This window comes from Armatimonadota bacterium (assembly GCA_018268395.1).
In the GTDB taxonomy this organism is placed as follows: Bacteria; Armatimonadota; Fimbriimonadia; order Fimbriimonadales; family Fimbriimonadaceae; genus JAEURO01.
Genome location: JAFDWQ010000003.1, coordinates 349,996 through 376,858, shown reverse-complemented (window position 1 = coordinate 376,858; position 26,863 = coordinate 349,996). Strand labels below are relative to the sequence as shown.

The following is a 26,863-nucleotide window of genomic DNA, read 5'->3' as shown; positions in this document are numbered from 1 at the left end:
TGGCCGTTGGACTTCATGAAAAAGGAGAAAAGGAGCCGCGGCCCTTTCCTGGCAAAGATGACACATCGCGCGAACCTAGCGTGGGCCGAAGCCGGGCGCCGCGCGAGTCCCAGCCGGACAAGGGGCGGACGGTGCCGCGATGCGTCACAATCCGTCCATGCGCGGGAAGTTCTGGGCGCTCGCCGCCCTGACGACGTTGGCCTTCGTCATCGGGTGCGAACAGCCTCAACGCGGTATCGAAGGACGGCCGATCGACAAGCCCAAGAGGATCGTGAGCCTCAGTCCGAGCACGACCGAGATCGTGTCTCAGATCGGACTTTCGAACTCGATGCAGGGCCGAAGTTCGTCGTGCGACTTCCCGGCGGGCGTCAAGCAAGTCCCGGTCGTCGTCGACGGCACGAAACCCGACTTCGAAAAGATCGCGCAGATCCGGCCCGAAGTCATCATCTTCGACGGCGCCCTCTTCGGCGACGACGTCAAGCAGAAACTCCTCCAGACAGGCGCGACCCTCGTCGACGTTTCGCCCACGACGATCGCGCAGTACGAGGACCAGCTCCTCGACTTCGGATCGATGACCGGCACCATCACGCGCGTGTCCGACCTCGTCGACAAAGTCCACAACGCTGCCGAAACGGCCGCCTCGAAAGTCCCCGAACCAAGGGTCAAGGGCTGTGTCCTCATGGCCGGATCGGGAGAGTTCCTGACCGCAGGCAAAGGCTCGTTCGTCGCCGACGTCCTCAAAACCTGCGGCGTCGACGTCATCGGCCCCGACACGCGGCTCTTCGCACCGTTCCCGGTCGAACAACTCGTAGCGGGCGATCCCGAGATCGTCTTCACCGGGTTCGGCGAGGGAGAGAAGATCCTGAAAGACCCGAGACTGGCCTCGACCAAGGCTGTCAGACTACGCCACGTGTACGAAGTCCGATCCGACATCCTCTACCGTACCGGCGCCCGTGTCGAAGCGTTCATCGACAGCGTCAGCAACCAGGTCGCCCGGGTCGCTGAAGGAAGGACGTCGAAGTGAGCCGCACCCCCATCGAGATCGGCGTTTTCGGAGGTTCGGGGTTCTACAGCCTCCTTGAGGACATCACGGAGGTCAAGGTCGATACGCCTTACGGCCCCCCCAGCGACAGCGTCTTCGTCGCGACCGTCCACGGCCGCCAGGTCGCGTTCATGCCCCGTCACGGCCGGCGTCATACCATCCCGCCCCAGAAGGTCAACTACAGGGCGAACGTCTGGGCCTTCCACCGACTCGGCGTGAAAGCGGTCGTCAGCCCGTGCGCGGTCGGTAGCCTTCAACGGCACATCGCACCCGGCGACTTTTTGGTCGCAGACCAGTTCGTCGACCGGACGAGCGGGAGACCCGACACGTTCTACGACGGGCCGATCACGACGCACGTCAGCCCCGCCGACATGTACGACAAGGCCCTCCGCCGGCTCGCCTGCGAGGCGATCGAAGCCAACGGCATCACCTGTCACGACGGCGGCACGGTCGTCGTGATCCAGGGCCCGCGCTTTTCGACGAAAGCGGAGAGCGCGTGGTTCACCCAAATGGGGTGGCACGTCGTCAACATGACGCAGTACCCCGAGGCTTACCTGTGTCACGAACTCGGTATGGGCGTGGTGAACATCTCGCTCGTCACCGACTACGACAGCGGGATCGTGGCCGACACCGAAGCGGTCACCGCCCATAACGTGCTCGAAGTGTTCATGAGCAACGCCGAGAAGGCCCGGAGCGTCGTCCTAGACCTTGTGAAGCGTCTTCCTGCCGACCTTTCCGGCATCGGAGGCCGAGAGGCCCTACAGTTCACAAGGGGCGACGGTCATGCGACGTCTCCGATGGACGTGCGTCTTTTTGAGGTGACATGACCGTCAGCGCCTTGGTCTTCGCGACCTTCCTGAGTCAAGCACAACCTACGACGCAGGACGCCAAGCCGGCAGTCCCCGAGGTGACGTTCCCTTCGGGCGGACCCTTCGGCAGGAACACGCCGACCGTGCTGATCGGGACGAGCCGCGTCGCCGTCGCTGGCACAGGGCGAATCGACCGACCGTATCTCGTCGATGGAGGCTGGGGCGACTTCAAGGAGCTGTACTCGAAGGTCGACCAAAGCACCACCAAGCCGGCTTATCGCTTGAAAGTCATCGTCTTCGACGACACGACGGTCCTCCAAAAGAGCCCGGCGGGCGTCGTCCGCCAACGACGGACGGTCATCGATGGCCCCGACCTTGCCGACCTTCGATCCGGACTGGCGACGTTCGAGGCCATGCTCGAAGGATCGCTCGGCGGAAAAGTCGACGTGAAGCTCGACCTCCAGACCGAGGGCGACCCGTTCGTGGTCGAGACCGAAGCGGGAAAAGAGGACCCGCCTCAGGCCGCTAGACTGGACATCGGCACGGATCCGACGTCTCTGCCGCTCGGATCCTTCGGAGCCCGGTTCGTCTACCAGAACGCCATACCTTGCTTCAACAACGACCTGTTCGAAACCGACGACAAGGTCTACCGGGGCCCCTATGCCGGAGTCTTCGTCGTCCATGGAGGTCTCGCAGGCCGGACCGACACTTTCTTGTCTGGCAGCACGCCGCTTTCCGTGGTGCCGCTCTATCGAACAGGTGACCAGGCGACGCGCGAAGCTTTTCCTGCAGTCCTCTACGAATGCTGGAAGCGCCAGCTCGTGGTCAAAGCGAGCGGTCTCGTTTCCGCTCAGACTCCTATCGAACTCTCTCGGACTCCCGTTCCTTGGTGGGGCCCGACGGTCGAACGGCTGGCCCTCGAGCCGACGGATCCGGCCGCTTGGACCCTAGAAGACGTCCAGGGACCTGTGGTCAAGAAGGACGGCCGGACGGCTGTCCGCATCGAACTGGCCGATACTCTGTTCCGGACTCCGTCCGGCTCGAAACCCGTCGCATGGAGCTTCTCCCCTAGCGGCGTGTACGCCGAATTCGAGTCGGCACCGTCCGAGGACGTCCCGACGTTCGAAAACGTCGAATACGAGAGCGTCCAACCCGCCGTGCCTTTCGGGTCCGGAAGTTTCGAGTGCTCGCAACTCCCGGACTCCGGGCAGGCTTCCGCGTTCGAAATCAAGGTCAAGGGGCGCGTCTTGCGAGGTTTCGCGCGGGTCTTTTCCGGTCTTGTCCCTCCTGACGCGAAGTATCTGAACGCCAGCGTCAAACTCTCGGCCGACGAAAGCGTGGCCCTTCGGCTCGTGGGCACGGAAGGTCAAGAGCTCGCCACGGTGCTCTTGGGCGGCGACTCGGCAGGCCCGGTCGAGCAACCCGGCCGTAAGGGGCTCTTCGACGCGGCCGTTCCCGCCGACGACCAGTTCCATGCCGTCAGCGTCCCGATCGGAGGGCTGATCGCCGGGCACAAAGCGGTCACGATCCTGTTCGGACCGGCCGAACCAGGAGCCTGCGAGCGGACGACCCGAGGGACGGCCACGTTCACTGTCTCCGGCCTCGCGTTAGCCCCGGCCCCGGTCGAGGTCCCCAAGGCCGAACCGGCGTCCCTGAAGGCCCTTGAACTGGCCGCGATCCAAGACACGCCCGACGCTGAGGACCTCGCGTCGCTCAAGGCGGGTCTGTCCTCTCAAGATACGACCGAGAAACTGACGGCCCTCTCCGTTTTGACCCGTGTCAAGGACGTGGGATCGATCCCGGCCTTGGCCGAGGCGGTCCGTTCGGCCTACGTCCCCGTCGCTTTCCTTGCCGCTAGGGCCCTGGCGTTCCAAGGGACGACCGACGCGCTCGCCGAATTGAGGGCCACGGTCGAGAAGGGGCCGTTCGACCATAACCAAGGGTTCGCCGCAGCCCAGATCGCACCGCTGGCCGATCCGGCCATGGTCAAGTCCTTGAACTTCTTGGCGGTCCGCAACCGGGAAGCACGGCTCGAATCCGTTCGCGCCCTCACGCTCGTGAAATCACCCTTAGCGGGAGCCGTCCTGTCCACGATGTTGATGACGGAGCCCGATCCGGTCGTCAAGACGGAGATCGCCAGGAGGGCCGACACCGGCATCGACCTTGTTGCCAGGAGGCTGTTGTTCGCGGCCGTGAACGATCCGTCCGAGGTCGTCCGAGCAAGTGCGTACGCCCGTCTGATCGACGTCAAAGACCCCGGGCTCCAGTCCGAAGCCCTCAAGGGTGTCAAGGACGATTCGCCCACCGTCCGGACGTATCTGCTGGACGTCATGCGCCTACGGGCGAAGGAAGCGTATCGCCCCGCCCTCAGGTCGGCCGTGGTCGATACCGACCCTCGCGTCCGGGCCATGGCGCTCCGCGCCTTCGCGACCCAGCCCGGACCGGTGCAACCGGACGAAGTCAGAAACGCGTTCTCCGATCCTGATCCTCTCGTCAAGAAGGCCCTTGAAGAGCTTGCCAAGGCCAAAGGGTTCCCGGTGACGGGAGGATGAGACTCGTCTTCGGCTCGGACCATGCAGGTTTCAGCCTGCGACAGAGCTTAGCCTCGGCCGCCAGGTCGAAGGGCCATGAGGTCGACGAAGTGGGCGCCCCAGGTTTGGAAGCGTTCGACTATCCCGATGCTTCCGACCTGGTTGTCCGGACTCTCCGCGACAGCGCTGCCGACTTCGGCGTCCTGATATGTGGCACCGGGATCGGTGTCAGCATCCGGGCCAACAGGCATTCCGGGATCCGGGCAGCGGTGTGTTGCTCGGTCGGGCATGCCGAGATGGCAAGGAAGCACAATCACGCCAACGTCCTTTGCCTGGGTGCCAGGGTGACCACGGAGCCTGAGGCGGAAAAAATCCTCACCGCGTTCCTTGAAACCCCGGAAGACCACGAGGAGCGGCACGAGCGCAGGGTCCGAAAATTGGACGGGAACCCAGACGGCGCGTAAGTTGTAAGGAGTCTCACAAGAAGAGCATGTCGGACTGGAAGAAGAGCGTCGGACCCGCCGTGGCCGCCTTGGCCGCGATCGGGTCGTTCATTTGGGGGAGCGAGGTGCGGACGCGCCAAGAACTGGGCGCCGCTCCGAAAAAGACCGGCCTTCTCGATGTCGCCAGCATCGAACTGTCTCCCGACAGTGGCCGCAACATCCCTGAAGGCGAGTACTTCTATCAGTTGACGCGCATCTTAGAGCGCGACTACATCGAACCCGTCGCGGACGAGCGGAAGCTCGCCTACGGGGCCGTCAAAGGCATGGTCCTGGGTTTGTGGGACCCCTTAAGCCAGTTCCACCCGGCCGACCATCTCGCTGAGGCGAAAGACCGCCTCAAGGGGACGTTCCACGGTGTCGGGATCGAGATCCGGGCCGGCATCGACCCTTCGCAGGTCTCAAAGGCCCGGAAGAACATCCGGTCGGCCGACCCCGCCATGCTGTTCCCTGAGATCGTCGTGGCCACGGTCCTCCCGGGAAGCCCGGCGGAGCGAGCAGGAATGAAGGTCGGCGACGTCATCCGCGGTGTCAACGGCAAATCGGTGCTGAGTTGGCGGGACATCAAGGCGCTACGGGACATGCAGGACGCGGTCTCGAAGGGCAAGGGGGACGCCGCCGCCCTGAAGTCCCTGCGTACGGACTTTCAGAAGCGGGCCAAGGCCGGAATAGGCGCCATGCGCGCGGCCGACCTCCTGACCAGCGGATCAGGCACGACGCTGTCGGTGGAGTGGTCGCACGGCGGAAAGGTCCAAAGAGCCGACGTCGAGACCGCCGTCCTGAAGCTTCCTTCGGTCGAAGTCGACGGTCAGACCGTCGTCTTGAGGATGTTCGAAGGCGCCGCCCACGAACTGGGTTCCAAACTGCCACCCGGGGACGTCACCATCGACCTTCGACAGAGCACGATCGGAGCCTGTAAGGAAGTGCTCCCCGTCTTGTCCGTACTCGCCCCCCGGAGCCAGTTCGGCGAGATCGTCCGAGAAAAGGGAGGAACGTCCAAGACCCTGACCACTACGAACGGGGCGCCCGTAGCCAAGAAATTGACCTTGCTCGTCGACCGCTCGACCCGGGGCGCCGCCGAGATCTTGGCCTCAGCGTTGACGGTCAAGAACTTTGCCGTCGCAGAAGGAGGCGCCATGGCCGGAGAGCCGGTCTGGACGGAACTGCGGGAACTCGAAGACGGAAGCGGATATACATTGAACGAAGGCAGGTACCAGTCCGAAAGCGTGGAGGCGTCACGATGAAGGGCGTGGCCAAGGGACTCGGGCTCCTCGTGCTCTTCGCCGTCCTCTTTTCGAGCGGGTTCGTCTGGCGCGACGTGACAGCGAACCGTCAACCCGACCTGAAAGGACTTGCTTCGATCGTCAATCCGAAGCTCGGTCAACAGAAGTCGGCGACGGAGATCTTCCAAGAGCAGTACAACACGATCCTCGCCTCCTCGTCCGTACCTGTTTCAGACCAGAAGCTCAAGTACGCGGCGTTCGAAGGGATGTTCCAAGCCCTCGGAGACCCCCATACGAGCTTTCTCGAACCGGACGACGCCGACACGTGGAAACAGATCACGAAGGGCGATTTCGTCGGCATCGGGGCCAAGCTCGGTAACGATCCGTCAGGCGCCAAGATCGTCGTCGTCTTCAAAGGCGCACCTGCAAGTCGCGCCGGTATCAAGCCGGGCGATACCGTCATCGCCGTTAACGGCGAATCTGTGGCCGGAAAGGACACCAACGAAATCGTCTCGATGATCAAAGGCCCGGAGGGCTCGATGGTCAAAGTGCGGGTCATGCGGGCCAAAGAACCGCAGCCGCTCGAGTTCGAGATCCGACGGACCCTGGTCGTCATCCCGACCGTCGAAGGCCGCATGGTGTCCAATGACGAGGTCGGTTACGTGTCCGTGGCCGACTTTGCCAGACCGACCGGACAGCAGTTCGAATCGGCCCTCGACGACGTCCTGGCCCAAAACCCAAAAGGCCTCGTGATCGATCTGAGGGGCAACGGCGGCGGGTTGCTCGATACGGCCGTCGACATGCTCAGTCGGTTCATGGAGAACAAACCGGTCGTCCGAACGAAGAAGCGGAGCGGCTCGATCGAAACCGTCTTCACGTCGTTCGGAAAAGTCAAGGGCATCAAGGTCCCGGTCGTCGTGCTGGTCAACTCCGATTCGGCCAGTGCGTCCGAAATCTTCGCGGGTGCCCTCCAGGACTATCACCTCGCGACTTTGGTCGGTGAACACACGTACGGCAAGTCGTCGGTGCAGTACATGCGAAACCTGGCCGACCTGTCCGTCGCGAAGATCACGATCGCGAAGTACTACCTACCGTCGGGCCGCGATATCGGACGGAAGCTCGACGAGGACGGAGAGTACGTGAGCGGCGGCCTCAAGCCGGACGTCGCCGTGACCGTCGACCTCGACGACGAGGTCGTCTTCGGCGACGAGGTCAAGGACCCCCAACTCCGCAAGGCGATCGAGATCGCAAAGAAGCCCGCAGTCCAGCGCTAGCGGCTTCGGGGGTCGACCAAGGCCCGGACTTCGTCGCCGAGGAAGTTCAGCGCGAAGACCGTCAAGCTGAGGATCAAGCACGGCCAGAGCAGCATCACGGGTTGCGTGTTCATCGTGACCCGGGCGTCGTTGATCATGTTGCCCCAGGTCGGTTCGGGCGGCTGGACGCCGATGCCGAGGAAGCTGAGCGAACTCTCGGCCAGGATCGTGCCCGCGACGTCGACCATCGAGACCGCCAACAGCACGCCCCAAAGATGAGGCAACACGTGCTTGAGCACGAGGTGGACGGTCCCCGCGCCGAGCGCCTGCGAGGCGACGAAGAACTCACGGTCCTTCAACGAGGCGACCTGTGTCCGGACCAAACGTGCGACGGCGGGCCAGGCCGTGACGGACAGGGCCACGATCACGGGGACCAAACCCGTTCCGAAAACCCCGATGATCAGGATCGCGAGCAAGATGTCCGGGAACGCGAACATCGCGTCGGTCAACCTCATCAAAGGGACACGGATCCACGCCGGACCGAAGACCCCGGTCACGCCGACAAAGATTCCGACGGCAAGGGAGACGACTTGGACCGAAAGTCCGACGAACAACGACAGCCTCGCTCCGTAGGCCAATCGCGCGAAAATGTCGCGTCCCTGTTGGTCCGTACCTAGCCAAAACTCGGACGACGGCGGGGAGAACGGTTTACCGGCGGCTAACGTGTACCCGTGACCGACTTGCGGCCCGAACACGGCGAATACGGCAAGAACGACGAGGAAAGCGCCCGCCGAGACGAGCACGGCGTTCTTGCGCTTCAAACCTGGGACTCCCGTATGCGAGGATCGACGAGGGGCAGGAGCAGGTCGACGATCAAGTTGACCAGGACGAAGAGCGCGCCGGTCACGAGGACGGTGGCCAGGATCAGGGGCGTGTCGCGCTGCTTGATCGCGTTGATCGCGTAGTAGCCGAGACCTGGCATAGCATAGAAGCTCTCCGTAATGAACGATCCCGTAAGGAGAATGCCGAACGACGTGCCGATCGACGTCAGGACCGGAAGGACGGCGTTCCGGAGCGCGTGCACCACGTAGAGCCGGAACGGCGGCACGCCTTTGGCGACGGCCAGACGGACGAACTCTTGGCGCAACGTATCGACCATGCTCGCCCGGGTCAAGCGCGCCAAAGTGGCCATCGGACGGGCCGCCATGATCACGACCGGGATAATCAGGTACCAGTACTCGTCGAACCGGAGCTGAGGGTCGTAGCTGTCAGGCAAGACGCCAAGTCGGTTATGGAAGACCAGCACCAAGAGCGGACCGAGCACAAAATTAGGCACAGTGACGCCAAGCGTGCTGACGCTCAGAGCAAAGCGGTCCGTCAACCGGTTTTCGTAGACCGCCGCGACGGTCCCGAGCGTGACGCCGACGATCGTCGCCAGCAAGATCGCCAACAGCGCGATCTTCCCCGTCATCTTGAGTCCTCGGCCGATGATCGTTCCGATCGGCTCTTTCGTCCCGAGCCAACTGTTGCCGAAGTCTCCGTGCGAGGCTTTGGCGACATAGTCGACGAACCGGACGGGCCAAGGACGGTCGAGACCCATTTCTTTGCGGGTCGCTAGGTACGCCTCTCGGGACGCCTTCTCGCCGACACGGGCCAAAGCCGCGTCTCCTGGGGCGAACTCGCCCGCCACGAACGTCACGAATGCGACAAAAAGAAGGCTCAGAAGTCCATAGACGAGCCTGAGTGCGAGCGACTTAAGAAGTTGTCTGGCAGTACCCATCAACCACGTACGATGGACGTGGACGTTACCTGATCACCCAGTTCGACGGCTCGGACGACGTCCATGCCGCCGACGACTTTCCCGAAGACGGTGTAACTACCGTCCAGGAACTTGGCCGGACCCAAGAGGATGTAGAACTGCGAGTCCCCGCTGTCGCGGTCGTTCGGCAAGGTCGACAGGCCGACCGCGCCCGTATCGTTCGGCACTCCGCTGTCTTCGTAAGGCACCCGGGCCCCGCTCCCGCCTTTGCCGAGGCTCGGATCGTCCATCGGCTTGGACTTCGAACCCGGATCGCCCGTCTGGATCAGGAACGGGCGTGGCTGTTTGACGACCTTGAAGAACTTTTGGCCGTTGTAAAACCCTTGCTGGCTGAGCTTGATGATCTGCGCGGTCGCCTTTTGCGCCTTCGCCGTGTACAGTTCGACCTGGATCTGGCCCCGGCCTTTGACGTCGATGAGCCAGAGTGTCTGTCCTGGCTTGGCCCTGACCTGCGCGACCGCGAGCACCGAGATCACGGCGAGGATCGCGGCGACGACCGCCTTGGACAGGAGCGGCAGGAACAGGACTCGGGCGTTCATCGTCCTCACTTCACAAGCTTAGACGACCGAAAGCGCGATCCTGCACCGCTTACCTAGTCCTCGATCAATCGGCCGTACCCGTCGTACTTGACCCCGCCCAAAAGGATGTAGATCCCGTCGATGATCGACCAAACGAACCCGATCCCGCACAATGCGACGGTGAACAACTGGAGGACGCCGTGGGCCGCATATCCCAGATAGAAGCGTCCGAACCCCGGGAGAATGTTGAGAAGGCCCCCGACGACCCGGCTCTTGTCGCTCTTAGGGATCCCGGATTCCAGGTACGTCCATTGTCCTGCCGAGAGTCCCGGCATCGGGGCCGCGGCCATGGGTGAAGGCGGGCGTTGCGCCATGCGCGCCGGACTCCCGGGAGCAGGCGGAGGCACGATCTCGTAGGCGGGACTGGGGACGCTCAAGCCAAGGTCGGGGACGTCACGGGCCTGTCGCCAGTCACCGATCCCGTGCCGCCAGACGTACGTGTCGGCCGCGATGACGCCGTCCCGGGCCAGCTCGGTCATCTGTTCGTACGTCAATGGACCAAGCTGACCGTAATGGCCGACGTAATACCATTCTGCCTGGCTCAGGAGCTCGCCCATGGATCAGCCTTTGTGCTACGAACGGTTCATTCTAACGCGGGGTTGCGGTCGGATTGGGACCCGATCACAATAAGTCCAAAAGTCGGAGCGCTGTACGCACCTGGTCGAAGGGAGTGAGCCCGGCTGTGACAAGCGTGGCTGCCCAACCTCGCCGGCGTGCAGCCTCGACGTTGACGGCGCCGTCGTCGAAGAAGACGACTTCGTCCGGGGAGACCCCTGCCGCCGTTTCGAACGCGGCGAACGACGCCGCGTCAGGTTTGTTGGCCCCGCAGAGGTGAGAGGCGACCCGGACCTGTAGGCGACCGATGGCGGACATGGAGACGAGGGCGTCCCAGTGCAAGGCGTTCGTGTTGCTCAGGCACCCTGTGACCAAGCCCCGCTCTTGGAGCCCGACGATCAACCGGTCCATCCCTTCGAACTCTTCGCGGAGGATCGCGGTATGCGTCCGCCTCGCGTCGTTTTTCGTGACCTCCAACAGGTCGGCGAGAGCCTCCAAGTAGTCGGACTCCAGGACACCGCCCGCCTGATAGGCCGTCAAGAGCGGACATTCCGAAAGGCGAAGGGTCCGTCCCGTCGGTTCCAGGCCGGCTCCTACCAGCGCGTCGTCCCATGTGTGACGGATATCGACGAGGACGCCGCCAAGGTCGAAGCAGACCGGTCGCGACCTCAATCCTCGACACCCAGCCCGGTCAAGTACAGGTAGCTCGCCGCGACGCAATCGACCGGATCGGACGGACTTTCGTCAAGCTCGACGATCGCCCATTCCACGCCCGCCGTCCTCGCCGCCGCGACGATCGGCTCCCACTCCAGAGAGCCCTCACCGACAGGCGTGAACGCTCCGTCCCTGCCGTCCTTGAAGTGGACCAAAGGCACCCTTCCGGACAGGGCTCGGAGCACTTCGGCCGGGTCTCTGCCCGCACGGTGGGCCCAGTAGACGTCCAGTTCCGCCTCGACCGTCTCAGGTGCCGACTCCCATAACGTCTCGAAACCGGGACGACCGTTCTGCTCGCGGAACTCGAAGTCATGGTTGTGATAAGCGAACTTCAGCCCCCTGGAAAGGACGGTCTCCGCGACGGAGCCGAGCCTTTCGCCGAAGCGGTCCCAACCGCCTGCGTATTCGGCCTCCGAGATCCAAGGCACGACGAGCCACTCCGCACCGAGCGTCTTCGCCATGTCTTCGGACTCTGAGAGCCCGCCCTCGACGTCGTCGAGGCCGACGTGGCACGAAACCGCCCGGAGTCCTACCGAGTCCAGTCTCTTCCGGAACTCCTTGGGCGACAAGCCACACGTCCCGGCCGTTTCCACGTGCTCGTAGCCTGAATCCGACGTACGCTTCAGCGTGCCGTCCAGATCTTTCGCCAGGGACTCGCGGAGCGTGTACAGTTGAACGGCGAGCTTCATTGTTCGATGATAGTCGAAGGGCCCGACAAGGCCCGAAGAAGAGGCCGTCGGGCGGGACCTGCGATATCATAGAAGGGCAATCTGCCTGTCCGCAGGGGGTGCCGAAGGCGGCTGAGACGATCCCGTAGAGCCGGGACTGTCCCCTAGAACCTGATCCGGGTCATGCCGGCGTAGGAAATGCGGCGACGCAAGGTCCCTTGACAGAGCGCCGTCCACATTCGCGGGGACGGCGTTTGCAGGAACCAGACCTCGTGAAAACAACGACACGCCCTCCGGGCACCGGCCTCGCCGCGGCCTTTACGCTCATCGAGCTCCTCGTCGTCATCGCGATCATCGCGATCCTGGCCGCCATCCTGTTCCCCGTGTTCGCGCAAGCGAAGGCGGCGGCCAAGAACACGGCATGCGTCAGCAACGGCCGCCAGATCGGCATGTCCGTCATGATGTATCTGGGCGACAACGAAGACGTGATGCCGATCTTCTATGCCTACAACTCCGTTCCCCCCAACGGCGACCCCGCGCACAAGGGCACCGAGCTCTTGGTGTTGCCCTATGCGAAGAACAAGGACATTTTCAAGTCGCCTTGGGACAACGGGAGCCCGTACCAGCAACGGGACGTCCCCGGTGCGGACAGCTATTGGAAGGCATATGGCACGTCGTACCGGTTCACGTCCTGTCTTTACTCGGTCGTCAAGGGCGAATCGTCCCAGAACAACAACGTGCTCGACTTCGACCGCCTCGTGAACGCCACGGCCATGGCCCTCCCGGCCGAGTCGAGGATCCTCCGGTCGGAGATGTTCCCGTTCTTCTCGTCGGAGAAGGATCCGGGGTGTGCCCGATATGGCTATGACTGCGGCAGCCCTGCGGACTACTACAGGCAATGGTCGGGAACGGGCGGGACCGTGATCTTCGCGGACGGCCACGCCAAGTTCGTGACCGGAAACGGAACCTTCGACAGTCATGTCGTCGATAGGAGCGGGCACCGGTCGGGGGAACCGAACGACCAAAGCTGGTCGGGGACGTGGTACGGGGTTTGCGACTGACCTTCACGTCGTTCGAACTCCGTCCTTGACGACCACCCTGTCCTTCGGGACTTCGCCATGGCCTGAAGGACAGGGGTAAAATCCTGCCTCCCGCAGGGGTGTAGCTCAGTCGGTAGAGCGACGGTCTCCAAAACCGTAGGTCGCGGGTTCGAATCCTGTCGCCCCTGCCAGCCTCGACATTCCCATCGATCCGACCGATGATGAATAGCGTCGAGGGCCATGTCGATACCCATCCTGTTCGCGTGCCTGACGCTCGCGCTTCCAGGTCTGATCGCGTTCGTCTGCATCTGTCGCCAAGCCAAGGGGCTGGGCGCGAAGACGCTCGAATGTGTCGCGTGCGGCCTGTGTTGGTCGGCCCTAATGGTTTCGGCCGTGTGGGGAGCCGAGTCTTCGGCCGCCGAAAAACGGCGGGCGCTCCAGTCGGAACTGCAATCGGTGGCGGCCCTGTTCGCCCAAAGGATCGAACGTCTGGGCCATGCGCGCGTCCCGACCCGCGCTAGAGCCGACGATCCCGACCTTCTGCGGCTGATCGAGGCCGAACGCCGTTGGATGGCAGACCACGCGGACGCCGAGTCCGTCTACACCGTCCGACGCCGGCCTTCGGGAGGCTACACGTTCGTCGTGGCGGCAGAAGCCGACCTGGACCATGACGGGTTCATCAAGGGCGACCGGGAGGCGAGGATCGCGCCCGGCTCCGACTACGAAGAGCGACCTGCAGAGTTTGCCGAAGCGTTCGCAAGAGGATCCGGCTTCTCCCGGGCTCCCGAGGCGGACCCGTGGGGGGTCTGGGTCACGGCCACCGAGGCTTTGCACGCCCCTGACGGGAGGGTCGAAGCGATCCTAGGCGTCGACTTTCCGGCAGGTGAATGGACGACCCTTCAAGAACGAGCCCGACTTCCGTTCCTGTTCCTGGGGACGGTGGTCACGTGGCTCTTTCTGGGGACGTGGGCGATGACGGTCCGGCTACGAAAAGAGCGTGAAGTCGCCCTCGAACGGGCCCGGATGTTGGCCCGCGAACGCGACCTCTTAGAGCAGTTGGCCGACGACGAGACCCGTCTCACCGAGGGGAGCCTTCTCGAAGAAGACCGGGCCGCCTAGCCGCGCCGCCGGACTTGGGACGCGGCCGACCTCAAACCGTCCGGATCTCTGTGGGTCACGACCAGGAACAGGCAACCAGACTCGGTCCAACTGATCGCGGGAACCCCGTTGACCTGTCCCCAAAGGTAACCGCCTTCCCTCTGCTCGATCCCCTCGACAGAGCTGGTCCCTGACAGGACGAAGAGGTCCATCGGACCGATATGGTCTTCGAGGATCATGTGCGCAGCTTTGCGGCCGTCCACGTATCCGATCTCTAGGGACCGGACTTTGGCGTCCCCGTCGACCGTCGCGGGCGGTGCGCCGACACTGTTGTACGCGCTGTCGAACGCTTGCTGCGAGTCAGGGAAACTCAAGGGCGTCAAGCCGTTGAACAGGGCCGCGACGTGTTCGTTCGCAAGGGGCCGCATGCGGCCCGTACGGTTCAAAGTGGCCGCGCTGAAGATGCCGACGAGGAAGATCAGACAGAACGCCCAGGCGTACTTGCCGACGAAGACTTCGGCCGACTTCCGCTTGTCCAGGGCGCGGATCCGCTCGCGGCAAACGCTCCAAGCCTCGTCGTCCCGAACCGGCTGGACCTTGTCCTGAAGGGTCTGTTTGAGATAGACGGCCCACTGGTGCTCGGCCTTGGCCCGAGGATCGCTGTCCAGGAATGCGAGGGCTTCGGCTTGCTCCTCGCCCTGCAGCTCGCCGTCGGCAAGTGCATGGACCTTGTCTACCCAGTTGCTCATCGTTTCAAATAGCCTCGTTCTAAAGCAAAGTTCTCTAACTCTCGCCGTAAGATCGCCCTTCCCCGAGCGATCCTCGACCTCACCGTTCCGACAGGCACTTCGGTCGCGGCGGCGATCTCGTCGTAGCTGAGGCCCTCCAGATCGGACAAGATGACGGCCATCCGGAACACGTCCGGAACCTTGGCCAACGCCTCTTCGATCTCCGAGCCCAGCATCTCGTCGAAGACCAGCCTGTCCGGTGCTTCGTCCGCCGGTGCGACGGGCTCCATCGCTTGCTCTTCGTCGAGCGAGCCGCTGGTCCCTTCGCGTTGTCGTTTCCGATATTTGTTGATGTAGAGGTTCGTCAGGATCCGCAACATCCACGCCTTGAAGTTCCGACCGTCGAAACGGTCGAAGGCTTCATAGGCCCGGACGAGCGCCTCCTGAGCGAGATCGCTCGCCTCTTCCCGGTCGCGCGTCAACCGCAAGGCGGTTCCGTAGACCGAGGAGAAGGCTTGCTCGGCCAACCGCTCGAAGCGCTCCCGAGCGGGGTCGGCCCGCTTGAAGAGCATCCGGCGGATGGTACCTCTCAGGCTGGTTCAACAGCGGTCGGACCGTCCTCGGTTCCCGGTTTCGGAGAATCGTGCGACTCCGGTGCAATTACCTGGCGACGCCTCTGCGGCTGTCGGGCGTCTGAATGGTCATGGTCCTGACCGTGGCATTGGCCGTCGCCCTACAGACCGGGCCGACGTGGGCCGAAGCTTTACGGTCGGCCAAGGACGCGGACACCTTGGTGGTGGCCCTGGTCCGGGACAAGGGTCGGCCGACATGGGACGCGGTCGGGGACACCGTCTTGGCCGACGCTTCCGTCAAAGAAGCCCTCTCGAAGGTCGTCGTGACCGAAGTCCCCAGCCGATCGCCGGGCGGTTTCCGGACGCCTGCCGGCCCCTATGCCGTGTTTTTCGACGCAGAAGGGGACGTGCGCGGGTTCGCCACAATCTTGACGACCCCGGGTCTGTTCGTCAAGTCGGCGAAATCGGTCGTCAGGCTATGGAGGGCGCACGACTCTCTTGAATTCCGGACGCGGAGGACCGGCAACGACCGGGATCTGGCCGAGGCGGCAGAATCCTTCGCGTTTCGGACGGACAGGCCCCGGGCCAAAGCCCTTCTTTCGAGGATCAAGCCCGAAGCGGCCCGCAATCTCGACTCCGACGCCCTCGACGCCGCACGGGCCGCGCTCGGGGAGGCCTGTCTCGTCGCAAAGGACCGTTCGGGTGCCGAAGACGCGTTCCGCGCCCTGTGGACGTCGAAAGACCGAGATTTGGCTTGGTCGTCCCGACTCGGCCTGATGAGGCTCTATGCCGACGTCCGGCCGGCCGAGGCCGAACGGACCGGTAAGGAGATCGCCGGTTCCACCGAGGCGCCGGAACTGATCCGAAAGGCGGCCGAGGCCTTCCTTGAGACCCGTCGTTAAGCGGAGTTCAACCGCCTAAGCGACCCAGGATTCCGGCCATTCCACCGCCGACGTCTCCTTGAATGGAGAACCACTTTGTCACGTCGTAGCGGTCACAAACGGCCTGGACGTCCCTGTCCGCCGCCAAGGCGGGCGAGTCCACCCGGCCGGCGCTCGTTCCAGTCATCTTGTAGAGTCCTTCGAGCGACTGCCGCGGAGAGTCTTCACCGGACGTGACGAACCCGAAAACCTCGTTCATCATCTGCGAAGTCTGTCCCAACGTTTGACCGAAGTCGGTGGCGGCACGGCTACAGACGTCCGGGGCCTTGACCGACCAGAAGGACACCGAGAGCCGGTCCCACTCCGTGCGGTATTCCTGCACCCTCTTCTTGAGCCGCTGAATGTTCCTGGACCGTTGCTCGGCCGTGACGGACGGCACTTCGTCCGGGTCGGCCAATGCTGAATAACCGGTCGCGATCATGCCCGAAAACTCGGCCAAGAGGGCCCCGGTCTGAGACCGGGCCAGCTCCCGTCGACGGTTCTCGGTCCGCTCCAAGTGCTTAAGCCACTCCATGACGTCGGGCGGCATTCCTGCCGGGGCGTGTTGCGTCAAGTGCACCGGAGCAGGCGCGTTCGCCTTCGTGACGGGCACGGCGGTTTCTTTCGCGGGCGTGACCGGCGGCTCGTAGGGCGCAGGGGACGATAAGACGGGAGACGCCGCAGGAGCCGGTGACGCCGTCTGGGGCACTGACGGTGAAACCGGTTGCGCCATGACGTTGACAGGGGCGTCCGTCCGTGCGGGCGTGAAACCCTGTGTCGGAGCGGCCGGGGTGCCCAGACTCGGTGAGGAGGGCGCAGAGGGACGGGTGTCGGTCACGGATTGCGGCCGGCCCCCCGAAGCCGGTCTGAGCGCGACAGCGGCGCCGACCGCCATGCAGAGGACCCAAGCGCTTCCCAGCGCGATCATGGCAGGCCTCTTCAGCGGCAAGGGCCGTTCGGTCATAGATCGGTTCATGGGATCCCTCGGTCCTCAGTTGGACGCCTCGAACGGCTTCCAACGTTCGGAAACATCTTGTCATTATCGGCACGTCCGTCCTCGGACATCAAGGCCCGGCGGTGACGATCCGGGCTCAAGGCGCGTCTAACGTACGGGTGCATGGAAATCGGGTCAGGTTCCCCGCTATACTTCCTGCGACCCACAGGAACCAAGAAATGATCGCTTGGAAGCACTCTGCCGCCGCTGTGATCGCGGCCTCCGCCGTTTTACAGGCACACGCCGAATTCGACGGCCCCGCCCCGGTCGCATGGCGCTGGGCGCAACCGACCTCGGCTTCCCCCTCGGGAGCCCCGCTCGTGGCCGGAGACGTCGTCTACGCGGCCGTCGGCGGACGCGTCTACGCCTTGGAACGCACGACGGGCAACCAGGTCTGGCGGTTCCCGGTGGCCGAGCCGATCGAAGCGAGCTTCAGGACCGGCGCCACAATGTCCGACGGACTCATCGTCGCGGCCGCCGACAACCGTACGGTCTATGGGATCGATCAGGCGACGGGCAACTTGAAGTGGCAGTACGTGTGCCCGGCCAACATCAGCGGTGCGCCTGTGATCCAAGGCGGCCACGTCGTCGTCGGCATGTTGCCGGGAAGCATCGTCTCTTTGAGCGCGGCGGACGGCACGCCCGAGTGGGACAAGCCGATCGAACTCGGCGAAGGCCTCTATCCGAACATGGCCGTCGTCGGCGACACGGTCGTCCTCTTGACGAACGCTCCGGCCATCCATGGGTTCAACGTCAACGCCAAGAAAGACCGTTGGTCCATTTCGACGTCACAGCTCAGTTCGTCTTCGATCCCCGCGGTTTCAGGCGACACCGTCTTCATCAATACCGGTAACTATCTGACGGCCCTCCGTGGAAGCTCGGGCGGCAAACGATGGGACGTCCGGTTCGACGAAGACCTGGCCTTCGGTCCGGCAGCCTCTCCTTCCGGCGTCGCCGTCGTTTCCAACAACGGCAACGTGTTCGTCCTGACCGCTTCCGGCAACTTGGTCTTCCGAAAGGGCGTGGCACTGAATTCGTCCCCGAGCGCGTCGCCCGCCTTTATCGGGAGCACGGTCGTCGTGCCGACCGACAACGGCTCGGTCAACGTTATCAATCCGAAGTCCGGAGACGTGGTCTTCAATTACGTCGTGCCTCCGCTCTTCCGTGGCGCCCGGACGTCTGCGACCCCGGCCGGAGGTGGTAACGCCGGCGGCGACAACAGGGGCGGCAACAACCGGGGCGGCGGCGGTGGAGCGCGTGGCGGCGGAGGCGGCGTCGTCGGTGGCGGCGGTGGCGGGTCTCAAGACAGCGAAGAGATCAAGTACGTCAACGTGGCCGGGCCGGCGTCGTTCAGCGGCGACACGATGTACGTTCTCGCCCGTGACGGGAGCCTCCTGGCGTTCGACAAATCCATGGGCGTCGACCTGACCGCACCGTCCGTCCGCATGGCTTGGCCGAACCCGGGCGACCAGATTTCTGGCCAGGCCCCACTCGAGCTCGTTTTCCTCTTGGAGGACGCCGCTTCCGGCATCAATTCGGACTCCGTCAAGGTCAAGATCAACGAGAAGGAGTACGCCGGGACGTTCACTCGTGACGGTTACCTATCGATCAAGATCTCGGCGCTCGGCTCCAACGCTCCGCTCATGGACGGAAGGGCCAACATCGTCGTCTCGGCGGTCGACTGGCTCGGCAACAAGGTCGACGCACCGTTCGCCTTGTCGATCGACAACACGCTCCGACCGATCGGAGGACCTCCCCGGCGCGAGACCACCAACAAGGGCAACTCAGGCGGAGGCGGCCCAAACCGCGGCGGCGGTGGCGGCAGCCTCGGCGGCGGCTAGAGCAGCCTCCTACGCGGAATTGGCCACGGAACACGACCTCATCTTCTGGCAGCGGCTTCTGGCATCGGAAGCGCCGCCGGAGAGGTCGTGGCCCGTGGCCGAGGATTTCTGGAACGGTGGGCAAGACCCCTTCACCCACCTGACCGGACGGGAACGGGACAATGCGGACCGGACCTCGGTCCCGTCTCCTAAAATCGGTGCGCCGACTCACATTGTCGACGCCCGAGAACGCCCGGAGCTTTTTCCGGCCCGGTCGGTCCCTCCCGGCGTCTTCATCGTCGGTGATCCCGCCGTCCTGGAACGGCCCCTCGTCGGCATCGTCGGGACGCGCTCGGCGAGCCCCTATGGCCGAGACGTCGCGTCAGCGTTCGCCCGGGGTCTGGCGAGGACGGGAGCGACGGTCGTCAGCGGCGGCGCGATCGGCATCGACGCAGCCGTCCACACGGCCGTGCTCGATGACGGGGCTCCGACCGTCGCCGTCCTCCCCTGTGGCGCCGACGTCGACTATCCCGCCCGGCACCGCGACCTCTTCGCCAGGATCCGCGCAAACGGGTGTACCGTCAGTCGCTTTCCCCTTGGCGCTACCCTGCTCGAACACTGGCTGCCCTGGCGCAACCGTACCGTCGCGGCCATGTGCCAAGCCCTGATCGTGGTCGAAGCTCCTGAGCGCTCAGGATCTCTGATGACGGCCGGGTTCGCGCGCGAACTCGGGCGCCCCGTATTCGTCGTCCCCGGGCCTGTGACAGGCAACGGGTTTCAGGGTTCGCACGCCTTGATCCGCGAAGGCGCGACACTTGTCGACGAACCTGGACAGGTCGCCGCCGCCCTGGGAATGCGCTCCCAAATCCGATCGGCACCGGACACCGACCGCGGCGGGGTCGGCGATCGCGTGCTCCAGGCTGTCACAGGGCTACCCAGAAGCGCCGAATCGATCGGGGAAGAGACCGGTCTGCCCGTGCCGGACGTCCTTCATGCCCTGACTCTCTTGGAGATCGACGGGGAGGTCTACAGATCGGTCGAAGGGTACGCTCGGCGCGCATGACGCCTAGGTTCGAGGCTTTGGGGCCGGACGGATTCGGGACGTACGGTTTCGACCGCACCGGCTTCCGCTTCTCGGATCGTCTTGACGGCCCTGCGGACGCCTACTTGATCCCGGGGTTCGTCGACGTCCACATCCACGGCGCCTTCGGGACCGACATCATGTCGTCCTCGCCGGACGACGTGTCACGGATGGTCGCTTGTCTCGAGTCGATCGGGTACGAAGCCCTCTTGCCGACGACGGTCACGGCGCCCTGTGGCCAGGTGTCGCGGGCCGTCGAGGCTCTTCCTGACCATCGCGCCGTGCCGGGCTTTCACCTTGAAGGGCCGTTCATCAGTCCGCTCCATCCAGGTGCGCAACCGCCGGCCGATATCGTCGACCCCGCTCAAGCGGACCAGGACTGGGACGCCGTCCTCGACGACCCTCGGCTCAAGCTGATCACGCTTGCACCGGAGCGGCCCGGGGCGGAGGTGCTCGTCCGACGGTTGGCCGCACATGGCGTCACGGTCAGCATGGGGCATACCGACGCGACCTTCGAAGAGTCGGTCAAGGGAGCCGGATGGGGCGTCCGACACGCGACCCACACGTTCAACGCGATGCGGCCGTTCCATCATCGGGAAGCAGGGGCCGTGGGGTTCGTCCTGAGCGATCCTGACCTGACGGCGGAGCTGATCTACGACGGCCACCACGTTTCGAAAGAGGCCGCCGCCTTGTTGTTCAAAAACAAGGGCGTGGAGAAGGTGGTGGCGGTGAGCGACTCGACGATGGCGGCGGGCCTGTCCGACGGCTCGGCCCTGACCATGTGGGGCCACGACTGCCGGGTCTCGGGCGGAACCGTCAGGTTAGAGTCGAACGGGGCGCTAGCGGGCAGCGCGAGCACGCTGACGGACTGCTTTCGGAACCTTTGGTCGGACTTCGGACCGGAAACGGCCATACGGGCGGCATGTCTCAACCCGAGGCTCGTCGCGGGCCTGAAAGGCGCCCCTATGGTCTGGACCGTCTTAGACCGGGCCCTGGACATTTGTGACATCTGGCGTCAGAATCCGGAGGGCGCGGCACCCGACTCCGTCGCGGCGCCACCGTCAGGCCCGCCGCAAGGTCGTCCAAACCCATGATCGTCGAATCGTATGATGACGTCGTCGTCCTGTCCGGCCCCTTGAGGTCGAATTTTTGGGACACCATCCACACGGCGATCTCGTTGACGCTAAGGAGGCACCCGACGGGCGTCATCGTCGACTGTAGCGGCATCACGGCCCTCACACCCGAAGGCGCGGAGACCTTCCACGATGCGATCCGGTTCGTCAAGTCGCACGAGCAAGCGCGGATCGTGGTGGCGGCCGTCCCTCCCGCCGTCATGGAGGTCTTCCGCGAAGTACCGGAGGTCCGGTCTCAGCTTCCCGTCGCCGCGACGGTCGAGGAAGCCCGGCGGTCGCTCGACCTGCTCGTCAAAGAAGAGGACCACGGGAAGAAGCGGAAGAAGGAGTCGTTCAAGGAGTTCGACCGGAACATCTTGGCCGTCATCAGCGGCGACTCCAGCGACGCGCACATGTTCAAGGTTTTGGAAGAGCTGATCGAGGCCGTGCCCGCCAAAGTCGTTCTACTCTGCCCGATCCTGATCCCGAGGGAACTTCCCGTCACGGCTCCGATGCCCAAAGAAGAGGAGTTCGCCGCCTCGGCCCTAGAGCACGGACGTCGACGGATGTCCGAACACGGGACGGCCTGTGAGATCCGGTTGGAGCGGACCCGCGACATTCCGACGATCATTCAAGAAGTGTCGGCCGAGGTCGACGCCGCCCACGTGATCGTCGGCTTGGCTTCCGACATGAAAGGTGACGACGCATACCTGAAAGTCTTGAAAGCCGTGATCGACAAAGTCAAGCGGCCCCTCGTCATCGTCCGCGGCGAACGCGACTAGCGCGAACTCGCCTTCCTGAGCCGGTCACGGACAGCTTCCCATTCTTGCGTTTCGGGAGGAAGCTCGACCCAGATCTCGTCGTGGCCCTGGTCGTCTAGCCGCTTCAGAGCGCTGTAGAGGTTCGCCGCATAGGCGGCCGGTTCGCTAGGCATGGAAACCTGCGACGGGCCGCCCGAAGCGCCGAACACGAGACCTGGCTCGCCCGCCCTCATACGGTCCGTCAGCTTAACGGTCGCACGCGGCGCATAGTGGCGGCGATAAAGCCCAGGGGACTTCCTGACGGACGGAGGAGGGACGATGCCCAACGGCATACCCAGGACAGCCTGGACTTCCGCCCTGGACACGCCTCCCGGTCGAAGGATCTGGACTTGTTCGCCGGCCAGGTCGAGGACCGTGCTTTCCAAACCGACTTGGCACTGCCCACCGTCCAAGACCATCCCGGCCCCTTCCGCGATCTCCGGGGCGACGTCCTTGGCGCTCGTCGGAGAGAGCTTCGTAAAGGCGTTCGCGCTGGGGGCAGCGAGCGGTAAGCCGCACTCCCGGATCAAGGCCAAGGCGACCGGATGGTCCGGGATCCGGACGGCGACCGTGTCCAGCCCACCCGTCGTCCGATATGGGACGTGCTCGGCCTTTTCGAGCACCATCGTCAAGGGGCCCGGCCAAAACCTCTCGGCCAAGACACGGACGACCGCAGGCACGTTCCGCGCGATCTGGTCCAGGCCGTCGAGATCGGCGATATGGACGATCATCGGATTGTCGTCCGGCCGGCCCTTCAAGGCGAACACCTTGGCAACGGCCTCTTCGTCCAGGGCGTTGCACGCCAGGCCGTAGACGGTTTCGGTCGGCATGACGACCGTCCCACCCCGCTGGATGATCCGGGCGGCCGCCTTGATGTTCTCAGGACTCGGTCGGAGGACGTTCAAAGGACGGCATGAAGCATAGCTTCTCGAGGGGCGGGCAGGCCCGTCCACCACTCGAAGGACAGGGCGCCCTGGTCGACAAGCATCCTGCGGCCGTCAACGGCCCTCAAACCGACCTCGCCGGCCGCACGGACGAAGGGAGTCTCCTCCCCCGAATACGTCAGGTCGTAGGCGACGGCCCCTGGCTCGGCCCGGCCCCAAAGGACTGGCGGACACTCCTTCCTCAGACCGGCAGACGTCCCGTTGACGATCAAGGCACACCCTGCCGGATCCGGGTTCTCGAGGACGGTGACCGGAACTTGGACCTGTTCGCACAAGGCCGTGGCCCTGGCCGACGTACGGTTGAACAGCAAGACTTCGAATCCGGCGTCCGCAAGGGCGACGACGAGCGCTCGAGCCGATCCTCCTGCGCCGAGCACGAGGCTCTTGCAAGGGGCGACGCCCAAGTCGCGGAGGGTCCCCATAAAGCCGGGAGCGTCCGTGTTGGTCGCCCGGTCGTCGCGCAGATTGATCGTGTTGACCGCACCTTGCCGGGGGTCTCCGCCCGGAAACGAGCGGTAGGCCGTTTCCTTCAACGGGACGGTGACGTTCAATCCCCAGTACCCCAATGACCGGAGCCTATCGACGGCCTCTTCGAACTCGCTCACCGGGACTCGGACGGCCCGGTAACGGTAGGACAGCCCGAGCGCGGCATAGGCTTCGGAGTGCATGCGTGGCGACAACGAATGGGAGACCGGATCGCCGATGACGGCGAACTCTCCTTCAGGCGTCTCGGACCACTCGTACCAGTCCACAGTCCCGTTGTTCCCCTTACGTTCCCGATTCGCCCTGAGGGACCTGCGGGAGAGAGCCGTCCTGATCGCTTTCGCTGCGGGGCTTGAAGGCCCAGAGCTTCTGACCGAAGAAGTTCCAGAACGCGACGACGACGGTCGCGACGGCCTTCGCGACGGCGAGGCTGACCTTAGGATGGCCGGGGACGACGCTGTTCAGTTTGGTCGTGATCACCCAGTTCAGGAACATCGCCGACAACGAGACGACGAGGAAGCGGCGGAACTGGAGGCCCTTGTCCTCGTTGCCGGAAATGCGGAAGGTCCACATCCGGTTGAACGCAAAGCTGTTCAAAAGGGCGATGGTCGAGGCGATGGGCTGGAACACCGGGACGGCCGCGTCGGACGTCCGGGTGATCCAGCCCTCGAACAAGTGCGGGTACTGAGCGATCAGGTTCCTTCCGACGATGGTCCCCAGCTCTTCACCGCCCGGTTTGATCCAGAACATCAGGACGAACAGGACTGTGAAGTCGATCACCGTCGACGTCCCCCCGACGATCACGAACTTGCCGAATTGACGGACCAGGTTATGGCCGAAGAAACCGGTCTTGGTCGGCTCGGACGGCTCGTTCGACTCCGTCGCCTGGAAATATCGGTAGAGGAACTTCCCGATGACCCGCTCGACGTTCCGCGACAGGACGCGCGTGCCGACGAACTCCTTCGGCCCGAGCGGCTTGACCCAGACCGCGTCGATCCCGGCCCGGTTCGCGCCCAACACGTCCGTCAACAGTTGGTCTCCGACCATGACCGCCTGTTCGGCGGGCACTCCATAGCGTTCCAGCGCGATCAAGTACATCTTGCGGCTGGGTTTGAACTTGTCCCGCACATAGTCCACGCCCATCTCCGAACAGAGGGCGGTAAGCCGCTCCGGATGGCGAGTGTTGCTGAGGACGCAGAACTGGAACCCGAGCGTCTTGGCCGCCCGGATCCAGTCGTGAGTCGAAGCCGGGATGTCGCGGCTCCTCCACGGCAAGAGGGTGTTGTCGACGTCGAGAAGGATCAGTCGTTTGCCTGCGGCCCAAAGGGCTTCCAGGTCGATGTCCTCCAGCGCGCGCAGGGCCTCCGTCGGACAGAAGCCGCGAAGCGACGAGGGGATACGGTGCCGTTCGAATCGTCCGTGTCGGAAATGTCTCAACGCCGCCCCTTGGCGGCCCACTCTTTACGGGCCTTCTTGATGTTCTCCCGGTGCTCCTCGTACGTCTTGGCGAACAGATGGCTCCTGTCGGGCCTGGCCACGTAGTAAAGGTACCCGTGCGTGTCGGGTCGCTTCGCAGCGAGGATGCTTTTCACGCTCGGAGAACCGATCGGGCCAGGCGGCAGACCCTTGTGAAGGTAGGTGTTGTACGGCGAACGGACCGTACGGACGAACCCGGGCGGCAACTGTCTCCACTCCTGCAAGGCGTAAAGCACGCTGGCGTCCAAATCGAGCGTCATGTTTTTCTTGAGGCGGTTTTCGATGACGCCGGCAATCTTCGACCGTTCCGCGTCCAGGGCTGCTTCCAGTTCCACGAGCGATGCGATCGTCACCGTCCTCCGAAGGTCGCCCTCGCCGACTTTGCGCTTAAACGTCCGAAGTTGCGTCTTCACGACCTCTACCGCGGGAGTCGCAGGTGAAAAGTCGTAGGTGTCGGGAAACAGGAAACCTTCCAGCGAACCGTCGACGGTCAGTCCCGCCTCCTGGGCGAGCGACGTATCGGCCGCGGCGAGCCGGTACTCCTCGGCGGAACAGACGCCCGAGTCTTCCAGCCGCTTGGCCGTCCTTGCGATCCACCATCCTTCCGGTGTCCGGACGCGCAAGACGACGGGCTTCGATAGCGCTTGGAACAGGCCGTCGGTCGTCAGACCCGGCTTCAGCCGATAGGTGCCCGACTTCACCTCTGCGGGCCTTCCCGTCACTCGGGCCACCGCCTCAGTCGCCATCGCGTTCTTGACGATGCCTTCGCCTTCCAGCCGTACGAGTGCGTCGTGCAACCGTGTCGACGACGCGAACTTGACGTAGCGCTCTTTCCCGACCGGGGTCGGCGTCAGACCGATGGCGAACCAGGCCCCGGCCCCGATCAATGCGGCCAAGGCCAGAGAGGCACAGCCGCAACTCTTGCCACAGCCCTTACCCCTTCGGGACATCGGCCTCCAGATACCGTTCCACGATCCGGCACGCCGCTTCCCCGTCGCTCTTCTTGCGCCGTTCCGAACCCTTCAACCCTACTTCGAACATGGCCGTCTCGGCCTCATGGCTCGTCCACGACTCGTCGCAGAACGCGACCGTCGTACCTAGGGCCGCGATCTCCGCTCCGAGCGCCCGGCAGACACGGGACATCTTGGTCTCTTCGCCCTCGACCAAAGGCAAACCTACGACGACCGTCCCAGCCTCTTCTTGGGCCGCAAGTTCGACGATGTGCCGCGCATCCGTCTTCAACGTGCCGGAAGCCTCCAAAGGTTTCCTGGGTGACACGAGGCCGACACCCGACTCACCGACGGCGACGCCGATCCGGGCCCCTCCGAAGTCGATGCCGACGATCCTCATAGTCCGAGTGCCTCCCGAAGCGGCCCGTCGATGGCGGGCGTCCGGCTCAGGGCCGATCCACCCGGCTCCTCGTTTCCCTTAAAGTCGTGGAAGAGGCCACCGGCTTCCTTGACGATGACCGACATGGCACTGACGTCCCAACGAGAGACCTTGGGATCGACCATGGCGTCGGCCCGGCCCGTTGCGACGAGGGCGTGCCCGTAAGCGTCGCACCAGGTCCGGACGGCCAGCGCCCGACGCGACAGACCGACCAGCTTGTCCAGGACCCCCTGGTCGGCCAAGGACGCCAGACCTCCGCAGCACACGACAGCCCGCGACCAGTCCGACTCGGACTTGACCCGACACCGTTCGCCGTTCCAGAAACACCCGGACCCCTCTTCGGCCCAGACGGTCTCGTCGAGGGCGGGAAAGTACGCCGCCCCTATGACGGGACGGCGATCGACTTCGTACGCGACCAGCGTTCCGAACAACGGGACGCCCGCGACGAACGACTTCGTCCCGTCGATCGGGTCGACGACCCACCTGTCCTCCGATCCAGCCTCGCCCCCTTCTTCCTCCCCGAGCACGGCTTCTCCCGGATACCGCTCGGCGATCCTTTGCCGGACGAGGCGCTCGGCGCCCGTGTCCGCTTCGGTGACGGGTGTCGCATCGGACTTCAGACCAAAACTGCGTCCCTCACGGAACAACGCCATCGTACTTCGCCCGGCTTCCCGGGCGGTTTCGACCGCGAACTCGAGCCGGGACGTCATCTGC

28 protein-coding genes, 1 tRNA gene and 1 riboswitch are annotated in these 26,863 nt (G+C 64.2%); of the genes, 14 read left to right on the top strand and 15 right to left on the bottom strand.

What is annotated here, in order from left to right; translation table 11 throughout:
• Positions 1 to 157: 157 nt before the first annotated feature.
• From JST30_07245 to JST30_07220, 6 genes are read left to right on the top strand one after another with little or no spacing between them, the layout of a single operon-like run.
• The gene (locus JST30_07245) at positions 158 to 1,024 is read left to right on the top strand and encodes an ABC transporter substrate-binding protein (protein ID MBS1714118.1); all 867 of its coding nucleotides are present in this window, start codon (positions 158 to 160) and stop codon (positions 1,022 to 1,024) included.
• The gene (locus JST30_07240) at positions 1,021 to 1,869 is read left to right on the top strand and encodes an S-methyl-5'-thioadenosine phosphorylase (protein MBS1714117.1); all 849 of its coding nucleotides are present in this window, start codon (positions 1,021 to 1,023) and stop codon (positions 1,867 to 1,869) included. The genes JST30_07245 and JST30_07240 overlap by 4 nt, the downstream gene beginning before the upstream one ends.
• On the top strand, positions 1,866 to 4,403 hold the full coding sequence (locus tag JST30_07235) for a hypothetical protein (GenBank protein MBS1714116.1): 2,538 nt from the start codon (positions 1,866 to 1,868) through the stop codon (positions 4,401 to 4,403). The genes JST30_07240 and JST30_07235 overlap by 4 nt, the downstream gene beginning before the upstream one ends.
• Positions 4,400 to 4,846: a ribose 5-phosphate isomerase B gene (gene rpiB, locus JST30_07230; protein MBS1714115.1), complete on the top strand. Its 447-nt coding sequence runs from the start codon at positions 4,400 to 4,402 to the stop codon at positions 4,844 to 4,846. Before JST30_07235 ends, rpiB begins: the two co-directional genes overlap by 4 nt.
• Before the next feature lie 26 nt (positions 4,847 to 4,872).
• Positions 4,873 to 6,126 carry a PDZ domain-containing protein gene (locus JST30_07225; protein MBS1714114.1) on the top strand — a complete coding sequence of 418 codons (1,254 nt, stop codon included), beginning with the start codon at positions 4,873 to 4,875 and terminating at the stop codon, positions 6,124 to 6,126.
• On the top strand, positions 6,123 to 7,379 hold the full coding sequence (locus JST30_07220) for a S41 family peptidase (protein ID MBS1714113.1): 1,257 nt from the start codon (positions 6,123 to 6,125) through the stop codon (positions 7,377 to 7,379). Before JST30_07225 ends, JST30_07220 begins: the two co-directional genes overlap by 4 nt.
• On the opposite strand, the gene JST30_07215 is transcribed toward JST30_07220, so the two are convergent.
• From JST30_07215 to JST30_07190, 6 genes are all read right to left on the bottom strand, one after another.
• On the bottom strand, positions 7,376 to 8,179 hold the full coding sequence (locus tag JST30_07215; GenBank protein MBS1714112.1) for an ABC transporter permease: 804 nt from the start codon (positions 8,177 to 8,179) through the stop codon (positions 7,376 to 7,378). The genes JST30_07220 and JST30_07215 overlap by 4 nt on opposite strands.
• Positions 8,176 to 9,138: an ABC transporter permease gene (locus JST30_07210; protein MBS1714111.1), complete on the bottom strand. Its 963-nt coding sequence runs from the start codon at positions 9,136 to 9,138 to the stop codon at positions 8,176 to 8,178. Before JST30_07210 ends, JST30_07215 begins: the two co-directional genes overlap by 4 nt.
• Positions 9,138 to 9,716 carry a peptidylprolyl isomerase gene (locus tag JST30_07205; GenBank protein ID MBS1714110.1) on the bottom strand — a complete coding sequence of 193 codons (579 nt, stop codon included), beginning with the start codon at positions 9,714 to 9,716 and terminating at the stop codon, positions 9,138 to 9,140. The genes JST30_07210 and JST30_07205 overlap by 1 nt, the downstream gene beginning before the upstream one ends.
• Before the next feature lie 53 nt (positions 9,717 to 9,769).
• On the bottom strand, positions 9,770 to 10,234 hold the full coding sequence (locus JST30_07200) for a DUF4339 domain-containing protein (protein ID MBS1714109.1): 465 nt from the start codon (positions 10,232 to 10,234) through the stop codon (positions 9,770 to 9,772).
• Positions 10,235 to 10,376: 142 nt separating this feature from the next.
• Positions 10,377 to 10,982 carry an HAD-IA family hydrolase gene (locus JST30_07195; protein ID MBS1714108.1) on the bottom strand — a complete coding sequence of 202 codons (606 nt, stop codon included), beginning with the start codon at positions 10,980 to 10,982 and terminating at the stop codon, positions 10,377 to 10,379.
• Complete coding sequence (locus JST30_07190; GenBank protein MBS1714107.1) at positions 10,979 to 11,713, bottom strand: sugar phosphate isomerase/epimerase; 735 nt, start codon at positions 11,711 to 11,713, stop codon at positions 10,979 to 10,981. The genes JST30_07195 and JST30_07190 overlap by 4 nt, the downstream gene beginning before the upstream one ends.
• Before the next feature lie 84 nt (positions 11,714 to 11,797).
• Positions 11,798 to 11,908, top strand: a riboswitch (TPP riboswitch).
• Positions 11,909 to 11,964: 56 nt separating this feature from the next.
• Between JST30_07190 and JST30_07185 the strand changes: the two genes are divergently transcribed.
• The 3 genes from JST30_07185 to JST30_07175 all read left to right on the top strand — a co-directional run bounded on the left by JST30_07185 (position 11,965) and on the right by JST30_07175 (position 13,851).
• Positions 11,965 to 12,753: a prepilin-type N-terminal cleavage/methylation domain-containing protein gene (locus JST30_07185; GenBank protein ID MBS1714106.1), complete on the top strand. Its 789-nt coding sequence runs from the start codon at positions 11,965 to 11,967 to the stop codon at positions 12,751 to 12,753.
• A 94-nt stretch (positions 12,754 to 12,847) separates the two neighbouring features.
• Positions 12,848 to 12,923, top strand: a tRNA-Trp gene (locus JST30_07180).
• A 49-nt stretch (positions 12,924 to 12,972) separates the two neighbouring features.
• Positions 12,973 to 13,851 carry a hypothetical protein gene (locus JST30_07175; GenBank protein MBS1714105.1) on the top strand — a complete coding sequence of 293 codons (879 nt, stop codon included), beginning with the start codon at positions 12,973 to 12,975 and terminating at the stop codon, positions 13,849 to 13,851.
• On the opposite strand, the gene JST30_07170 is transcribed toward JST30_07175, so the two are convergent.
• Both JST30_07170 and JST30_07165 read right to left on the bottom strand, forming a co-directional pair.
• Entirely contained in the window at positions 13,848 to 14,579 is a 732-nt protein-coding gene (locus tag JST30_07170) for a hypothetical protein (protein MBS1714104.1), read from the bottom strand. The genes JST30_07175 and JST30_07170 overlap by 4 nt on opposite strands.
• Positions 14,576 to 15,130, bottom strand: a complete 555-nt coding sequence (locus JST30_07165; GenBank protein ID MBS1714103.1) for a sigma-70 family RNA polymerase sigma factor — start codon at positions 15,128 to 15,130, stop codon at positions 14,576 to 14,578. The genes JST30_07170 and JST30_07165 overlap by 4 nt, the downstream gene beginning before the upstream one ends.
• Positions 15,131 to 15,261: 131 nt before the next feature.
• On the opposite strand from JST30_07165, the gene JST30_07160 reads away from it, so the two are divergent.
• A complete protein-coding gene (locus tag JST30_07160; protein MBS1714102.1) occupies positions 15,262 to 16,032 on the top strand; it encodes a hypothetical protein in 771 nt (256 codons plus the stop codon).
• 7 nt (positions 16,033 to 16,039) lie between these two features.
• On the opposite strand, the gene JST30_07155 is transcribed toward JST30_07160, so the two are convergent.
• Positions 16,040 to 17,026: a hypothetical protein gene (locus JST30_07155; GenBank protein ID MBS1714101.1), complete on the bottom strand. Its 987-nt coding sequence runs from the start codon at positions 17,024 to 17,026 to the stop codon at positions 16,040 to 16,042.
• 197 nt (positions 17,027 to 17,223) lie between these two features.
• Here JST30_07155 and JST30_07150 point away from each other — a divergent pair, with 197 nt between their 5' ends.
• From JST30_07150 to JST30_07135, 4 genes are read left to right on the top strand one after another with little or no spacing between them, the layout of a single operon-like run.
• Positions 17,224 to 18,885, top strand: a complete 1,662-nt coding sequence (locus JST30_07150; protein ID MBS1714100.1) for a PQQ-binding-like beta-propeller repeat protein — start codon at positions 17,224 to 17,226, stop codon at positions 18,883 to 18,885.
• Between the two features lie 19 nt (positions 18,886 to 18,904).
• Positions 18,905 to 19,927 (top strand): DNA-protecting protein DprA, encoded by a 1,023-nt coding sequence (locus tag JST30_07145; GenBank protein MBS1714099.1) that lies wholly within the window; start codon positions 18,905 to 18,907, stop codon positions 19,925 to 19,927.
• A complete protein-coding gene (locus JST30_07140) occupies positions 19,924 to 21,039 on the top strand; it encodes an amidohydrolase family protein (GenBank protein ID MBS1714098.1) in 1,116 nt (371 codons plus the stop codon). The genes JST30_07145 and JST30_07140 overlap by 4 nt, the downstream gene beginning before the upstream one ends.
• Positions 21,036 to 21,839, top strand: a complete 804-nt coding sequence (locus JST30_07135) for a hypothetical protein (GenBank protein ID MBS1714097.1) — start codon at positions 21,036 to 21,038, stop codon at positions 21,837 to 21,839. Before JST30_07140 ends, JST30_07135 begins: the two co-directional genes overlap by 4 nt.
• On the opposite strand, the gene JST30_07130 is transcribed toward JST30_07135, so the two are convergent.
• The 6 genes from JST30_07130 to JST30_07105 are packed head-to-tail and all read right to left on the bottom strand — an operon-like array spanning position 21,836 to position 26,859.
• Positions 21,836 to 22,762: a threonylcarbamoyl-AMP synthase gene (locus JST30_07130; protein MBS1714096.1), complete on the bottom strand. Its 927-nt coding sequence runs from the start codon at positions 22,760 to 22,762 to the stop codon at positions 21,836 to 21,838. The two genes, JST30_07135 and JST30_07130, sit on opposite strands and share 4 nt — an antisense overlap.
• Positions 22,759 to 23,553: a shikimate dehydrogenase gene (locus JST30_07125; protein MBS1714095.1), complete on the bottom strand. Its 795-nt coding sequence runs from the start codon at positions 23,551 to 23,553 to the stop codon at positions 22,759 to 22,761. Before JST30_07125 ends, JST30_07130 begins: the two co-directional genes overlap by 4 nt.
• A gap of 16 nt (positions 23,554 to 23,569) precedes the next feature.
• On the bottom strand, positions 23,570 to 24,721 hold the full coding sequence (locus JST30_07120) for a YqeG family HAD IIIA-type phosphatase (GenBank protein ID MBS1714094.1): 1,152 nt from the start codon (positions 24,719 to 24,721) through the stop codon (positions 23,570 to 23,572).
• Complete coding sequence (gene mltG, locus JST30_07115) at positions 24,718 to 25,710, bottom strand: endolytic transglycosylase MltG (GenBank protein MBS1714093.1); 993 nt, start codon at positions 25,708 to 25,710, stop codon at positions 24,718 to 24,720. The genes JST30_07120 and mltG overlap by 4 nt, the downstream gene beginning before the upstream one ends.
• Positions 25,694 to 26,110, bottom strand: a complete 417-nt coding sequence (ruvX, locus tag JST30_07110) for a Holliday junction resolvase RuvX (GenBank protein MBS1714092.1) — start codon at positions 26,108 to 26,110, stop codon at positions 25,694 to 25,696. The genes mltG and ruvX overlap by 17 nt, the downstream gene beginning before the upstream one ends.
• Entirely contained in the window at positions 26,107 to 26,859 is a 753-nt protein-coding gene (locus JST30_07105; protein MBS1714091.1) for a histidinol phosphate phosphatase, read from the bottom strand. Before JST30_07105 ends, ruvX begins: the two co-directional genes overlap by 4 nt.
• Positions 26,860 to 26,863 lie beyond the last annotated feature (4 nt).